Source organism: Rhodosalinus sp. 5P4, assembly GCF_041365695.1.
Lineage (GTDB): Bacteria > Pseudomonadota > Alphaproteobacteria > Rhodobacterales > Rhodobacteraceae > Rhodosalinus.
Genome location: NZ_JBGFSJ010000007.1, coordinates 1 through 13,727, shown reverse-complemented (window position 1 = coordinate 13,727; position 13,727 = coordinate 1). Strand labels below are relative to the sequence as shown.

At 67.9% G+C, this 13,727-nt stretch carries 14 protein-coding genes; 11 read left to right on the top strand and 3 right to left on the bottom strand.

Annotation, left to right across the window (positions count from 1 at the left end; all coding sequences use genetic code 11):
- Positions 1–230: 230 nt before the first annotated feature.
- Together AB6A69_RS13445 and AB6A69_RS13440 are read right to left on the bottom strand one after the other, a co-directional pair.
- Positions 231–908 (bottom strand): AIM24 family protein, encoded by a 678-nt coding sequence (locus AB6A69_RS13445; RefSeq protein ID WP_371054446.1) that lies wholly within the window; start codon positions 906–908, stop codon positions 231–233.
- 12 nt (positions 909–920) lie between these two features.
- Positions 921–1,721: a hypothetical protein gene (locus tag AB6A69_RS13440; RefSeq protein ID WP_371037774.1), complete on the bottom strand. Its 801-nt coding sequence runs from the start codon at positions 1,719–1,721 to the stop codon at positions 921–923.
- 121 nt (positions 1,722–1,842) lie between these two features.
- Here AB6A69_RS13440 and AB6A69_RS13435 point away from each other — a divergent pair, with 121 nt between their 5' ends.
- The 10 genes from AB6A69_RS13435 (at position 1,843) to AB6A69_RS13390 (ending at position 12,213) form a co-directional block, all read left to right on the top strand.
- On the top strand, positions 1,843–2,841 hold the full coding sequence (locus tag AB6A69_RS13435) for a TAXI family TRAP transporter solute-binding subunit (protein WP_371061161.1): 999 nt from the start codon (positions 1,843–1,845) through the stop codon (positions 2,839–2,841).
- Positions 2,842–2,860: 19 nt separating this feature from the next.
- Positions 2,861–3,142 carry a hypothetical protein gene (locus tag AB6A69_RS13430; protein ID WP_371061160.1) on the top strand — a complete coding sequence of 94 codons (282 nt, stop codon included), beginning with the start codon at positions 2,861–2,863 and terminating at the stop codon, positions 3,140–3,142.
- 216 nt (positions 3,143–3,358) lie between these two features.
- Positions 3,359–4,129: a hypothetical protein gene (locus AB6A69_RS13425; protein WP_371061159.1), complete on the top strand. Its 771-nt coding sequence runs from the start codon at positions 3,359–3,361 to the stop codon at positions 4,127–4,129.
- A gap of 36 nt (positions 4,130–4,165) precedes the next feature.
- Positions 4,166–4,534: a hypothetical protein gene (locus tag AB6A69_RS13420; RefSeq protein ID WP_371061158.1), complete on the top strand. Its 369-nt coding sequence runs from the start codon at positions 4,166–4,168 to the stop codon at positions 4,532–4,534.
- A 199-nt stretch (positions 4,535–4,733) separates the two neighbouring features.
- The gene (locus tag AB6A69_RS13415; RefSeq protein ID WP_371061157.1) at positions 4,734–6,236 is read left to right on the top strand and encodes a BCCT family transporter; all 1,503 of its coding nucleotides are present in this window, start codon (positions 4,734–4,736) and stop codon (positions 6,234–6,236) included.
- On the top strand, positions 6,233–8,167 hold the full coding sequence (locus AB6A69_RS13410) for a glycine betaine ABC transporter substrate-binding protein (protein WP_371061156.1): 1,935 nt from the start codon (positions 6,233–6,235) through the stop codon (positions 8,165–8,167). Before AB6A69_RS13415 ends, AB6A69_RS13410 begins: the two co-directional genes overlap by 4 nt.
- Before the next feature lies 1 nt (position 8,168).
- Positions 8,169–9,533: a mechanosensitive ion channel family protein gene (locus AB6A69_RS13405; RefSeq protein ID WP_371061155.1), complete on the top strand. Its 1,365-nt coding sequence runs from the start codon at positions 8,169–8,171 to the stop codon at positions 9,531–9,533.
- A 381-nt stretch (positions 9,534–9,914) separates the two neighbouring features.
- A complete protein-coding gene (locus AB6A69_RS13400; protein WP_371061154.1) occupies positions 9,915–10,211 on the top strand; it encodes a hypothetical protein in 297 nt (98 codons plus the stop codon).
- Between the two features lie 163 nt (positions 10,212–10,374).
- Positions 10,375–10,764 (top strand): SHOCT domain-containing protein, encoded by a 390-nt coding sequence (locus AB6A69_RS13395; protein WP_371061153.1) that lies wholly within the window; start codon positions 10,375–10,377, stop codon positions 10,762–10,764.
- A 24-nt stretch (positions 10,765–10,788) separates the two neighbouring features.
- A complete protein-coding gene (locus AB6A69_RS13390; RefSeq protein ID WP_371061152.1) occupies positions 10,789–12,213 on the top strand; it encodes a YbaY family lipoprotein in 1,425 nt (474 codons plus the stop codon).
- Positions 12,214–12,327: 114 nt separating this feature from the next.
- On the opposite strand, the gene AB6A69_RS13385 is transcribed toward AB6A69_RS13390, so the two are convergent.
- Positions 12,328–12,648, bottom strand: coding sequence for a hypothetical protein (locus tag AB6A69_RS13385; protein ID WP_371061151.1), 321 nt, complete (start codon positions 12,646–12,648; stop codon positions 12,328–12,330).
- Positions 12,649–12,665: 17 nt separating this feature from the next.
- Here AB6A69_RS13385 and AB6A69_RS13380 point away from each other — a divergent pair, with 17 nt between their 5' ends.
- Positions 12,666–13,598, top strand: a complete 933-nt coding sequence (locus AB6A69_RS13380; RefSeq protein ID WP_371061150.1) for an IS5 family transposase — start codon at positions 12,666–12,668, stop codon at positions 13,596–13,598.
- The last annotated feature ends 129 nt before the right edge of the window (positions 13,599–13,727 follow it).

The window sequence follows — 13,727 nt, the reverse complement described above, 5'->3', positions numbered from 1 at the left end:
GGCGGCCCCTTTCTTCTGACCGGCACGCGGAAGGTGCCGTCGCGCCCCGAAAGCCAGGAAAGCCACGGTCGAGGGGGCAGGGACGTGTTTGCCATCACCCATGGCAACGGCGTGCGCCGGCGCGATCCGCGCACGGCGCAACCGGTTGTCGGGGATGTCGCGCGGCACCGCCGTGACACCGCTTGCCGGCGGGCGCCGCGCCGGGCGGCAGGCCCGACCGAGGGCCGGGCTCATTCGAAGATCGAGCTTTCGATGTCCTCCCCGGTCATGCGGTTGAACATGTACTGGTGCCAGTATGGCGTCCAGGCGATCATCACCTTTCCGGTCCCCTCGAAGAGACGCAGACGTTTCTGGCCGGAAATGAAGTTGCGCGGGAACCGGGCGGAGCGGACGGACCGGAAGCGCAGCCCGGCCGTGCGGCCCAGCACCAGGCGACCCTGCACCCGGAACTCGCCATCGATGTCGATCGTCTCCACCGGGCCGGGGGCGTTGATCGCGACCTGACCCGGGCCGGTGAGCGTCGTCTTCCAGTTCAGCAGCCCGTCGCCCGCCCGGAGGCTGGCGAAGAGCGGCTCTCGTGAAAGGCCCAGCCTGACGGAGCCTTCCGACGCCCAGTAGACGCCGGGCTCGAGCAACCATCGCTCTCCCTTCGCGACGTGAAGGACATGGTAGCCCGAGAGCGAGGGCTGCAGGATGATCCTGCCGGTGCCGCGATACCACGGTCTCACCCGGGCTTCGCGCGTGAAGAGCGAACGCCACAAGTCGCCGGCGCCCGGCAGGCGCGGGGTGAACTCGATACGCCCGCACATGTTCGAAAGGGCGCCGGCGCGGGCACGCACCGTCTCGTCGGCGATGTCGATCGCCACCTGGCGCATCCCCTCGACCTCGCGCTGCGTGAATTCAGCCATGCCGCGCGTTCCTCATGTCAGCCCCTCGTCCCACTGCATCCGCCGTTCCCACAAGAGCGCGAAGGGCGTCGGCTCCAGGCCGGCCTCGCCGCGCAGCGGGTCGTCGAGCATGACGATGACGAACAGGATCACGCCGAGGAAGAAGGAGGTGATGGTGCCGACCATGAACTGCGTATGCAGGCGCATCTTCAACAGGCACAGAAGGAGGACATTGACCGCCGCGCCGACGAGCACGGCGTACCAGAGGATGTCCGGGATCTCGGTGATGACGCCGGCGAGGCGCCGTTCACGGGCCGCGTCGAACTCGCGAAAGCCCTGCATGACGCCTTCGTGGACGATGGTCTGCCCGGCGCCTTCGGGCTCGAACCGCGCGAGGCGCTGCCGCATCGCGTCGGCACGGTTCGCGCCGCCGTCGAGGAAGGCGCCCTGTCGGTGGGCCGGCCAGTCGCGGTGGATCGTGTATAGCGTGTAGTCCCGCAGCATCTCGCGCATGTCCGAGCGCGTCGGTTCGGGATAGGTCTCCATGTCGGCGTAAAGGCCGCCGATCGCCAGGGCCTCGGACTGGATCGCCAGCCGGACCTTCTCGCTGTTCTGGTAGGCCGAGACGGTGAGCAGGCCAAGCAGCAGGCCATAGAACAGGTTGAACCCCGAGGCTCCGAAGGCGAGGTTCTGGTTGAAATCGGGCCCGGTTCCGAAGACGATCCGCATGAGCGGTTTCGTGACCAGAAGCCCCAGGGCAACGGCGGCGACCGCGACCGCGGTAAAGAGAAGCGCGAGTTCGGTGCTCGGCAGGTAGTAGAGGAACTCGGGCATCATCGGCCTCCGTCGGTGAGGCGACCGTAACCTCGGGCGACGCTGCCGGCAAATTCGAATCCGAACGATCCGTTCGGACCCGTGCCGGGCGCACGCGCGCGGCGTTCTTGCAGGAGGCGTCATGCCCGTCAGCGAATGCGCAATCCGGTGCCGGCACGTTGCGGCGGCCCTCGTCCTGATGGTCGCCGGCGCGTTCCAGGCACCGCCTGCCGGCGCGGAACAGCTGCGCTTTTTCACGCTGGGGACGGCCGCGCTGACCGGGAACTACTACGCGGCCGGCCGTGCGATCTGCCGCGTGATCAACCGCGAGGGGCCGGCGGACCTGCGGTGCAGCCCCGAGCCGACGCCCGGCTCGCAATACAACCTTCTCGCGCTGGAAAAGGGTGAACTCGACTTCGCCTTCGTCCAGTCCGACTGGCAGCACCGGGCCCATGAGGGTCGCGGAGCCTTCGCCGGAGCGGCGATGAAGGAGCTGCGAAGCGTCATGTCGCTCTATGCGGAGGCGGTCACCCTCGTGGCGCGCACCGACGCGGGCATCGGTTCGGTGAACGATCTCGCCGGCAAGACGGTGGACCTCGGCAATCCGTCGACGGCCCGGCGGGGAACGAATGTCAGGGTCCTGCGCGCCATCGGGATCGAGCCCGGCCTGTTCGGGCGGATCACCGAGCTTTCCAGCGCGACCGTGGGGCCGGAGCTCTGCTCCGGCCGGATCGACGCCGCGCTGATCGTGATCGGGCATCCGAATGCGCAGTTGGCCGAGCTGCTGGAGCTCTGCGAGTTGCAACTCGTCTCGATCGACGGGCCCGCGGTGCGTGATTTCGTCGATACGAGCGCCGACTTCGAGACCTACGCGATCACGCCGGGCACCTACCAACAGTTGAGGAGGCCCGTACGCACCGTCTCGACCGTCGCGACGCTCGTCACCCGAGCGCAGGTGTCGGACGATCTCGTTGCCCATGTCGCGCGCACGGTCATCGCGCGATACGAGACGCTTGCAGAACAGGTGCCGGCGCTCGGCACGCGCGATCTGGAGAAGATGCGCCGCGCCGGACTGACCGCGCCCCTGCACTCCGCGGCCGCAGCCGTCTTCGACGCCTCGCCGGGCGGCCCCGACGACTGACCGGGGTCGCCACGGCGGCATGATCCCGATCGTCCGTGACCCCGGGCGCGCCGCCGGAGGCACGCGCGGGACGCATCGGTGCATCACCCGCGTGCCCGGCGGCCCGATCGACGCGCAAGGGGCCCGGGCGCCCCTTCTTCCACCGACACCGCACGGGCGGGCACGACATTATCGCGTGTCGGTGCCGCAGGATCGCGGAATTGAACCGGCACATGAGGCGATGCTCGCCACGATCGCGCGCGTGAACGAGCGCCCGCGGCCGTTCGATCTGCTGGCAAAGGCGCGTTGCATTTGCCGATGACGCGGTGGTGGCCTGAGGTCGAGACTGCATCGCAAGGCGCAAAACTGCATTGGACGCATTCATTGGCACAGTGATAAGCGTCTGACTTTTTTTGCTGCGAAACCTGTCCGGACCGATCCCCGGCTTTTAAGGGAGGACGGGCACGTCTTCGCATAGAGAAGGAACAGGAAATGGATCGCAGACGTCTCCTGAAATTGCTGGCGTCCGGCCCGGGCAATGACCGCCGCGCCCGCCTTTGTCTCGGCGCAGGTGCAGGGCGAAAGCTCGCCGCGCAAGTACGAATGGGGCTTTCCCGAATATCCTCCCACCCCGGCGGGCAGCGGCAATGCCACGCCCTTCGGCGAGGGCCCGCTGAACGCCATCGAGACGGAAAGCGGGCACGAGCTTTACAGGTTCCCGCGCGATCATCGCTATCATTACGGCCCGATCTATCGCGGCCCGGAATACTGCGAATGGTACTATTTCAGCGCTTCCGTCTACGACAAGGCCACCGGCGATCCCTACACGATCTTCTGGATGACGCTGTTCGCCGGCTGGGATGAAGGTTTGCAGCGGCCGGTGAAGAACATGTTCTTCGCGCTTCACAACCTGAAGACAGGCGCGTTCAAGCCCGCCTTCACTTTATATCCGGGCGAATTCGTTGCCGAGGGATCGCCCAGCGACGCGCCGAAGGAGGATTTCTGGACACCCTGGGGGCCTGGAGAACGAAGGCTACGACGTCTCATGCACGGGCCGCCACAACCCCGAGACGGTCTACGGCATCTCTGTTACACGATCGCGCCCAAGATGATGATCTCCGGCCCCGTTGTCGTGGACTGCCGCGAGATGGAGGTTGAGGGCCTGGCCTGGTGGGAGCACCAGTGGGGCAACCTGCGCACGCCCGATCATCTCGAGGGCCACTACATCTGGCAGAACGCCTATCTCGACAACGGCGACATGTTCCGCCTGCGTTTCTGGCGCAAGCCTGACCTCTCGGTCGCCGACTAGGTCACGAACTACGCCTACATCCACGCCGACGGGCGGATGGAATACGCGCTGGGCGGGTCCGTGAAGTGGACCACGATCAAGTCCTGGCCCTCGACCGTCGTCGAGAACGTCGATATCCCGCTCTACGGGAAGCTCGAGACGCCGCAGGGCACCTTTTACGTGGCACCGGAATATCCCAACCAGCAGGCGATCGGCTTCACCGATTATACCGCGCTGTGGGAAGGGGCCGTGTATCTGCACGAGGGCTCGCTCGACGGGCCGATCGTGGGCCGCGCCTACCACGAGAACATGATCGTGCCGTGGTATTACATCCCCCGCGGCTTCGACAAGCCGATGCGCGAGGATCTTCCGCGCAAGCTCGACGGCGGCATGCCGCCGGCCCCACCGTTCAACTTCTTCAAGTAAGGCAAGTGGGGGCGGCGGAAGGCCCCCTGCCACGGGGCGATCGGGGCTTCGCCGGGCACGTCCATGCCTAAAGTGCATCGCACGGCGACAGGACTGCATTGGACAGGCCGCCGCCCGTCCGTCAGCAACGCGCCACCACACCGGACCGTGAGTCATCGCGGAAAGGTGCGCTCCTGCCAACGTCGGAAGGCCCGCCAGCATGAAGTCGAATGCCGTCTTCCTGATTGCCCTCGCCATCTGCGTGCCCGTGGGGCTTTGGGGCCTCTTCGCACCGGACACGATGGCGGGCAGCGTGCTGGGCTTCACCACGTGGTTCATGGTGGGCGCCAGCTGGTGGTGGCTCGCGCTCTGCTCCGCCTTCGTGATTTTCGCCGCCGTGCTCGCCCTCGGCCCGTGGGGAAGCATCCGCCTCGGCGCGGACGACGACCGGCCGGACTTCTCCACCGCATCGTGGATCGCGATGCTGTTCGCCGGGGGCATGGGGGCGGGGCTCTTGTTCTGGGGCGTGGCCGAGCCGGTCACGCATTTCGCCGCGCCACCGGGACTGGAGGGCGGCACGCCCGAGGCGGCCCGCGTCGCGATGGTGATCACCAATCTGCACTGGGGTCTGCACGCATGGTCGATCTACGGCATCTGCGCCCTCATCATCGCCTATTTCACCTTCCGCCGCGGCGGCAAGCCGCTGATCTCGACGCCGCTCGTCGGCCTGATCGGGGGGCGGGCCGAACGCGGCGTGCTGGTCGGGGCGGACGTGCTCGGCGTGGTGGCGGTGGTCTTCGGTCTCGCCGGCTCGCTCGCGATGGGCGCGTTGCAGGTGCGGTCCGGCCTCGCGAGCGTGCTCGATGTCCCCGAGACGATCGGCGTCGCGCTCGCGATCCTCGCCGTTCTCTACGCGGCCTACATGATCTCCACGCTCACGGGCGTCGAGAAGGGCATGAAGCTGCTTTCGAACATCAACATGGTGCTCGCCCTTGCGATGATGCTTTTCATCATGCTGGTCGGGCCCACCGCCTTCATCTTCGAAAGCGCGGTCGACACGCTGGGCGCCTATGTCTCGCAGATCGTGACGCTCTCGTTCCGCCTGTTTCCTTATGAAGGGCTGACCGAGTGGTCGGCGAGCTGGACGCTGACCTATCTCATCTGGTGGCTCGCCTGGGGTCCGTTCGTCGGTGTCTTCATCGCGCGGATCTCGAAGGGCCGCACGATCCGCGAGTTCTGCGCCGGCGTGATCCTCGTGCCGACGCTGTTCTCGATCCTTTGGTTCGCGGTGTTCGGCGGCGCGGGCATCTATGTAGAGCTCTTCGGTCCGGGCGGGCTCTCGGCGCTCGTGGCCGATAACGTCTCCGAGGCGCTTTTCGCCTTCTTCGGCTACTTCCCGCTCGCGGGGCTCCTCAGCGTGGCGGCGCTCGCGCTGATCTTCATCTTCCTCGTGACCTCGGCGGATTCCGGCACCTTCGTCCTGTCCATGATGACCACGGACGGGCGCCTCGAACCGCCCCCCACGGCCAAGATCGTCTGGGGCGGCCTTGTCGCGGTCATCACCGCGGCGACGCTTCTGTCGACCTCCGTGGAGGTGGCGCGCGCCATGGCGACCCTGGGCGCCATCCCGTTCTCGGCGGTTCTGATGCTTCAGGTCGTCGGTTTTCTGCGCGCGCTCGCCAGCGAGCCCACCGGCAGAGCGAAGGGAGATCAGGTGGCATGATGCGAGGGGTCGCCGCCTTCTGCCTCGTCGCAGCGCTGACGCTTTCGGCCTGCGCCCGGACCTCGGTCGTCGTGGCCTCGAAGAACACGGTTCAGGACCGTGTTCTCGCCGAGATGATGGCCCTGACGCTGGAGGCGCGGGGCCTCTCCGTCGAGCGGCGCATCGGCCTCGGCGACAGCGCGGACGTCTTCCAGGCGCTGCGGGCGGGCAGCGTCGATGTCTATCCGGAATATTCCGGCACCGCGCTCGCGCTGCTCGACGTGCCGACCGAGGTCGATCCGGACGCCGTGCGCGCGCGGCTCGTCGAACCCTTCGCCGCGCTCGGCCTCGAGTTCCTCGCTCCGTTCGGGGTCGAGTCGCGTTTCGTGCCGGTGACGCGCCGGGCGCTGGCGCAGCGCGCGGAGCTTGCCGGCGTCAGCAGCCTCGCGCCCATCGCCGGGGAGCTTCGCCTCGGCGTCAGCCGGAGTTTCGCCGAACGTCCGCGAGACGGCCTGGCCGGCTTCGTCGAGCTCTTCGGCCTCGACTTCCGCGATGTGGTCGTGGTCCCCGACGAGCGGCGCGAGGGCCTTTACCAGATGCTCATCGACGAGCGGATCGACGTGATGATCGGTTTCTCGACCGACCCCCAGATCTTCGATTTCGGCCTTGCGCCCCTGTCGGTGGACCGGCCCTTCTTCCCGGCCTACGACGCGGCCCCTCTGACGAGCAGCGCGGCGCTTTCGCGGCATCCGGCCCTGCCCGACGCCCTTGCGCCGCTGGCCGGCGCGGTCGACGCGCCGACGCTGCGCGAACTGGTCAGGCAGGTGCAGGTCACGGGGCGCACGCCGCGCGCCGTGGCGGCCATCGCGCTGGCGCGCCTCGGCATTGTCGAGGGCAGCGCCGCCACGCCGCCGGAGATCCCGCTGGCAATCGCGGTCAATCCCGAGGAGTTGGGCAGCAGCCCGGCCAATCGCGCGCTCGAGGCGGTGCGCACGGCGATGCCGGGCCGCGCCGTGGCGCTGGCGCCCGCCAAGCGCCCGCTCTTGGCCCTCGCCGAAGGCGAGGCCCGCATGGCCGTCGTGCCGGCGGCCGCGCATTTCCGGCTCACGCCGGATGGCGCGATCCGCGAAGAAGGCGTCGAGGCGATCGGCGTGGTCGGGCGGTCCGTCCTTTACGCCATCGCGCAGGATGACGGGCCGGCGCGCCTTGGCGACGCGCGGGTGGTGGCCACCGGCCCGGAGGGATCGCCGAGCCACCTCATCGCCTCTGTCCTGACCCGGCACGGACAGGGCGATCTCACGCTCGCGCCACAGGCCGACAACGGCGCTGCGTCCATCGGATCGGCGATCGCCCGGGGTGCCGCCGAGGCGGGCCTCGTGATCGCGAGCCGCCAGCGCGGCGACGTGGTGCGCCTGCTCCGCGAGTCGCCCGGGCTGCGCCTCGTGGACGCGTCCGCCTGGTGGCAGGGGCCCAGGCGCATCGCCCTGCCGTTTCTCGGAGAGGCCACGCTGCGCCCCGAAAGCCACCCCGGGCTCGACCGCGCCGTCTCCGTGCTGTCGATGCAGACGGTCATCACCGGACCCGCGCCGCCCGGAACCGCCGGGCTTGGCCGGCAGGGGCCGATTTCCTTCGACACGCGGGTGCAGCCGCTCACGGACACGACCGTGCGCGCGATCGATCGGGCGCTCGGCACGCGCGTGGACGTCGGCGCGAGCCTGCGCGCCGCCCCGGCGCTCGTGCCGCGCCCGCCCGAGGCGCGCACCGCGCGCAACCCCAGACCCGACCAGGCGCTGCTGACCGCGGGCATCTTCGCCTATCTCGGGGTGATCGGCTGGCTGCTCCTCCGGCGCCGCGGGCAGCTTCCGAATGCACGGTCGGGCGACCGCGCAACGCCGGCCGCCTCCGCCCCGCGAGCGGCCGCATCCGATCACTCGCAGAATCAGGAGACCTGAAATGCATCGCCTCCGGGTCCTTCTCATCCTTCTTCTTTTCGCCATGGCGCCTCTGCCCGTCGCGGCGCAAAGCGAAACGGCGAACGATCGCGCCACATCCGATAGCGCCGCCGAAGAGGCCACTGCGACGCCCCGCGCCATCGAGGCCCCCGGCTTTCCCGAGGGCCTCGCCGATCCCGCGATCCCGCTCGAGGAGTTGCGCCTCCGGCTGGTGCCGCTCACGGTGGTGGAACTGACCGCGCTCGCCGAGGCCTGGCGGGACATTGCCCGCGACGCCACGCTCGCGGTCGTGGAACGCAACCTGGAGATCCGACAGGAGGGCGAGGGCGTCGCGGAGGCGGAAAAGGCCGCGCAGGCCGACCTGCTGGCCGCGCGCAGCGAGATCTTCGAGAAATACGGCGCCGTCGTCACCAGCCTGGAGGGCAAGGGCGGCGACCCGGCCCTGATCGACTCGCTGCGGACCTACCGCAGCGCCATCACGGTCGAGGAGACGGCGACGCTGGAGCCGCAGGAGATCGCCGGGAACGTTCTGGCCTGGTTCGTCTCGCCCGAGGGCGGGCTTCAGCTCGCGCTCCGCGTTGCCGTGATCGGGGGCTCGCTGCTCGGCCTGCTGGTCGTGGCGCGGATCGTGCGCGCCTGGGCGCGGCGGCTGCTGGAGCGCGTGCCGAACCTGTCGAAGCTCTTGCGGGGCTTCCTCGCCATGGTCGTCTACTGGCTGGTCATCGCCGTGGGCCTGATGATCGTGCTCGCGGCGCTCGGCGTGAACATAACGCCGCTCTTCGCGCTCGTCGGCGGCGCCTCGTTCATCGCCGCCTTCGCGATGCAGGACACGCTCGGCAACCTTGCCGCCGGGCTGATGATCATGATCAACCGCCCCTTCGACGAGGGCGATTACGTGACGGTGGCGGGCGTCGGCGGCACGGTGAAGAAGGTGTCGGTCGTGTCGACGACGGTGACGACGCCCGACAACCAGGTGATCGTGATACCCAATTCCAAGGTCTGGGGCGACGTCATAATAAACACCACCGCCTCGGAGACGCGGCGCGTCGATATGGTTTTCGGCATCGGCTACGAGGACTCGATCGAACTCGCTCAGGAAACGCTCGAGGAGGTGCTCGACGCGCACCCCAAGGTGCTGAAGGAGCCCGCCCCGGGCATCCGCGTCCACGAACTCGGCGAGAGCTCCGTCAACTTCATCGCCCGGCCATGGGTGCGCGCAGAGGACTACTGGGAGGTCTACTGGGACCTGACCCGGCAGGTGAAGGAGGCCTTCGACGCCCGTGGCCTGACGATACCGTTCCCGCAGACCGAGATGCGGATCAAGGGAGACCCGCGCGGCGGGGCGGCCATCGCGCCGGTGGCGTGAAATTTTCCTGGTGCCCGGCCAGGGACGAACGGGCCATCGCGACACGCTGTCTTGCGCAGGCCGCTGACCGCCGACGTCCCGAAGGCGCGCGTGAGGGGCGCGTGCCCGTCGCGTCGTCTTCCCTTGGCCGTCTCGATCAGCCGGAGGCTGGCCGCCGGGATCGCGGCAGATATCCCGCGCGCGGCGATATCGGAAAAAGGCGTGATGCCCGGGCGGCATCACAGGGATGGAAGTCTGCATTGGACAGCGGATCTGCTGCCAAGGGAAAAGACGGCCACGACAAGACGAGGCGGGCGGTTTCCGGTTTCGCGGGGGATGCGCGCCGGGGCGCTTGCCCTGGAAAGAACCCTCGGGGGATTTCCGCAAAGAAAGGAGACGTCGATGGAAGGGATTGTCGCAGTCGCGGTACAGGCCCTGGCCGGCATCGCAGGTGGCGGGGTGGCGAGCCAAGTCGTCAAGTCCGCGGGCATGGCGCTTTTGCCGAAGCTTCTGTCCGGCGCGTTGGGCGGCGTGGCTGGCGGCTCGCTGATCGGTGCGATCCTGGGCGGTGCGGGCGACCCGGCCGCAGCGGCCGGCGGACTGGATCTGGGATCGCTGATCGGTCAGCTGGCCGGCGGCGCGGTCGGCGGCGGGGCTTTGACGGCGATCGTCGGGCAGGTTCTGGGCAAGCGCGGCTGAACCGGTTCGCGGGCGGCAAGTGGCGGGCGCCTGAAGCGGCGCGCGTCCCCTCGCCCTCGCTCGGCGACTCGACCGCAGACCGTGACGACATCCCCCGGGACGGGTTCCCGGGGCGATATGGCGCCCGGAGGATTTCCGGGGGCAGGAAAGAAAAGGAAATCCCATGGAAGACAGTATCGGTTTCTTCGACCTCATATGGTCCATCTTCTTGCTTTTCATGCTCGCCGCCTGGATCTGGGTGTTGATCTCGGTCGTTGCCGACATCTTTCGCTCGCAGGACATGGGCGGCGTGGCCAAGGCGCTCTGGATCGGCTTCGTCATCATCATTCCGTGGCTCGGTGTTCTCGTCTACATCGTCGTCCGTGGCGACAGGATGCACGAGAACACGGTGGATGCGATCGCCCGTGCCGAGGAGGCGCGCCGCGACTACATCCGCTCGGTCGCCCAGGTCTCGCCCGCGGACGAGCTTTCCAAGCTGGCGGCACTGAAGGAAAAAGGCATTCTGACGGATGACGAATTCGTCACTCAGAAGTCGAGAATTCTCTCGGCCTGACATCATCCAATCAGGAGACGGTCGATGCGCCTCCCGCAACCCATGCTCTTCGTCAATGCCCTTGCCCTCGTGCAGTCGGTTTTTCTCGGCGCCGCCTTTGCCGGCGAGGCGCGCGTCACTGGCAGCGTGACCTATCCCGACCACGTCACGCTGCCACCGGGCGCCGTGCTCGAGGTGGCGCTGGAGGACGTGTCGCTGGCCGACGCCCCGGCCACGGTGATCGCCACCGACACGCCGAAGAACCTGGGCCTTCCGCCCTTTCCCTTCTCGTTGACCTACGACCCCGCCGAGATCGATGAGCGCCACAGCTACGCGGTGCGCGCGCGCGTCACGCTGGGCGAACGGCTGTTGATGACGACGGACACGCACGCGCCGGTCATCACCCGCGACGCCCCCGTGCAGGTGGACGTGATCCTGCGCCCCGTTTCGGCGCCGCCCGACCGCGCGGGTCAGGTGCATACGGCGCCGGGTCTCACGCTGCCCGCGAGCTTTACCGGAACGATGCCGTTGGCCTCCGGTCCCGGCGTCGACTGGCATCTCGATATCTGGCCGGACCAGGTCTACCACCTTCGCCAGACCTACGGCGGTGGCGACCCGGTTTATGACCGGGGGCGTTGGCACGCGGATCCCGCGCGCGGCGCCATCGTGCTTCGCGGCGGGCGCGAGGCGCCGGTCGTCCTCGACATCATGGGCAACGGCGATCTTCGCATGACGGATACGCAGGGAAACCGGATCGAGAGTGACCTTCCCTACACCCTCGCCGCGGGCCCTTTGCAGCCCGCAGAGGGGACCCAGTTTCTGACCGGAATGTTCCGCCATGTCGCGGACGCGGCACGCTTCACCGAATGCCTGACAGGCCGGTCCTACCCCGTCCTGATGCACGGCGCGTTCATCGATGCCGAGCGCGCCTATGAGCGCCTCGACACGCAAGAGCCCGGCGCCCCGGTCCTGGCGATGCTCGAAGGTCGACTGGCGGTGCACCCGGCGATGGACGGGCCGGACCGCATGCAGCTGGAGATCGAAAGCTTCTTGCGGTTCGAGCCCGGACTGACCTGTGCCGGCACCGGCGGCCACGCCGGTCCGCGGGGTGTCGCGGCGTTGACGAACACGTACTGGAGGATCCTCGAGATCGAAGGAGAGGCGACACGCCCCGTCGAGACCAGGCGCGAGCCCCATCTTTTGCTGCGCACCGGCGAAGAGGCCGCCTTCGGCGCCACCGTGGGCTGCAACAGGATCCGTGGCGGCTACGAGACCGAGGGCAACACGCTATCCTTCGCTACCGCCGCGATGACCCGGATGATGTGTCCGTCGCCGCTGGATGAGGCCGAGCGGGCCCTCGCACGGGCCCTGGAACGCGTGGCGCGCTGGCAGATCGACGGCACCACGCTGGACCTCTTCGACAAGAGCGGCGTGCGCGTGCTCAGGGCGGAAGCCGTCTACCTCTACTGAGCGGCGACCCGCTGTCTACCTCGCTGCGTGCCGAAGCCCGCTCAACCCGGCGTTGACGCGTCTGCGACCCTGGTGTGGCAGGTGGGACGATTGTCGGTCACCCACAGCCGGTGATCAGGTGATCTCGAGCGCGTCCAGTATAAACAGCATTGCCAAGGTCGTTGCGCCGCTCACCAGGTTCAGACCGAAGATGAAAAGCCGCGGCCTTCCTGCCAATGGGGTCGCCTCGGGGGGCAGCCATCTCAGGATCACCCAGTATTCGATGACGAGATTGACCAGCGATGTCACCAGCAGAAACAGAAGGACCCCGAGAATTGCGACCTCGACGGGCATACGCGTGAAGGAGATGTTGAGGCTCGTGTCGAGCGGGATCCCGATGATGAAGCGGCGTTGTTGCAAAAGTCTGACGACGAAGGATTCACTTCGCGAATCCATGGCGTTAGACGCGGTGCATGAGCAAGCCCTCTCCCGCCCGCTATCGCACGACGAACTGGTCCAGCTACAACGCGTCGCTCAGGAAGCGGGGGTCTCTGCTCATCTGGGTCGACAAGGACATGACCTGGCGCGCGCCGCGTGACGGTCGACCCGGACGTCCGGCGGTGTTTTCCGATGCGGCCATACAGTTCTGCTTATCGATCAAAGTCCTGTTCAAGTTGCCTTTGCGCCAGACCGCCGGAATGGTGGCCAGCCTGCTGCGACTGGCCGGCCTGGACTGGCCCGTGCCGGACTTTTCCACGCTGTGCCGCAGGCAAAAGACCTTGGCCGTCCAGGTCCCTTATCGCCGTGCGGACGGCCCGCTGAACCTGCTGGTCGACAGCACCGGGACCAAGTTTCTCGGCGATGGCGAATGGCAGGCTCGCAAGCACGGGGTGCAAGGCCGACGCCAATGGCGCAAGGTCCATCTGGCCATGGACCCGGCCACATCCGACATCCGAGCGGTGGAATTCACCCCCAGCCGCGACGGCGACAGCCCCGTGCTGCCCGACCTGCTCGGCCAGATCCCGGCAGGTGAGCAGATAGGCACGGTCACCGCCGACGGCGCCTACGACACACGCCGCTGCCACAAGGCCATCATCGAACGCGACGCCGTTCCGATCATCCCGATCCGAAAGAACGGACGTCTCTGGAAAGAAGACTGCCCGGCTGCACGCGCCCGCAACGACACCCTGCGCGCGACGCGATACTACGGGCGGGCGTTCTGGAAACGCTGGACCGGATACCACGCCCGCAGCCGGATCGAGGCGAAGATGCGCTGCCTGAAATCCTTCGGCGAGCGTATCATGGCAAGAGACCCCGACCGACAGACCGCCGAAATCCACATCCGCATCGCCCTCATGAACCGCTTCAACGCCCTCGGCACCGCCGAGATCGTCCGCGTGGCATGACGTCAGTGGGGTAAGGGGACGTCACGCCTCAGGCCGGGGTAATGCAACAACGCCCGCGTGTCGGCTTCATCGTCACCAACATGCCCATGGACCCGGACTGGGTGGTGCAGTTCTACAACCAGCGCGGCA

Excerpts from the sequence above, each read along its gene's own strand:
- AB6A69_RS13425 (WP_371061159.1), top strand. The coding sequence starts at position 3,359 with ATGACCGCCGCGCCCGCCTTTGTCTCGGCGCAGGTGCAGGGCGAAAGC.
- AB6A69_RS13430 (WP_371061160.1), top strand. The coding sequence starts at position 2,861 with ATGATCCCGATCGTCCGTGACCCCGGGCGCGCCGCCGGAGGCACGCGC.
- AB6A69_RS13445 (WP_371054446.1), bottom strand. The coding sequence starts at position 908 with ATGGCTGAATTCACGCAGCGCGAGGTCGAGGGGATGCGCCAGGTGGCG.
- AB6A69_RS13420 (WP_371061158.1), top strand. The coding sequence starts at position 4,166 with ATGGAATACGCGCTGGGCGGGTCCGTGAAGTGGACCACGATCAAGTCC.
- AB6A69_RS13440 (WP_371037774.1), bottom strand. The coding sequence starts at position 1,721 with ATGCCCGAGTTCCTCTACTACCTGCCGAGCACCGAACTCGCGCTTCTC.
- AB6A69_RS13410 (WP_371061156.1), top strand. The coding sequence starts at position 6,233 with ATGATGCGAGGGGTCGCCGCCTTCTGCCTCGTCGCAGCGCTGACGCTT.
- AB6A69_RS13400 (WP_371061154.1), top strand. The coding sequence starts at position 9,915 with ATGGAAGGGATTGTCGCAGTCGCGGTACAGGCCCTGGCCGGCATCGCA.
- AB6A69_RS13390 (WP_371061152.1), top strand. The coding sequence starts at position 10,789 with ATGCGCCTCCCGCAACCCATGCTCTTCGTCAATGCCCTTGCCCTCGTG.
- AB6A69_RS13405 (WP_371061155.1), top strand. The coding sequence starts at position 8,169 with ATGCATCGCCTCCGGGTCCTTCTCATCCTTCTTCTTTTCGCCATGGCG.
- AB6A69_RS13415 (WP_371061157.1), top strand. The coding sequence starts at position 4,734 with ATGAAGTCGAATGCCGTCTTCCTGATTGCCCTCGCCATCTGCGTGCCC.
- AB6A69_RS13380 (WP_371061150.1), top strand. The coding sequence starts at position 12,666 with ATGAGCAAGCCCTCTCCCGCCCGCTATCGCACGACGAACTGGTCCAGC.
- AB6A69_RS13395 (WP_371061153.1), top strand. The coding sequence starts at position 10,375 with ATGGAAGACAGTATCGGTTTCTTCGACCTCATATGGTCCATCTTCTTG.
- AB6A69_RS13435 (WP_371061161.1), top strand. The coding sequence starts at position 1,843 with ATGCCCGTCAGCGAATGCGCAATCCGGTGCCGGCACGTTGCGGCGGCC.
- AB6A69_RS13385 (WP_371061151.1), bottom strand. The coding sequence starts at position 12,648 with ATGGATTCGCGAAGTGAATCCTTCGTCGTCAGACTTTTGCAACAACGC.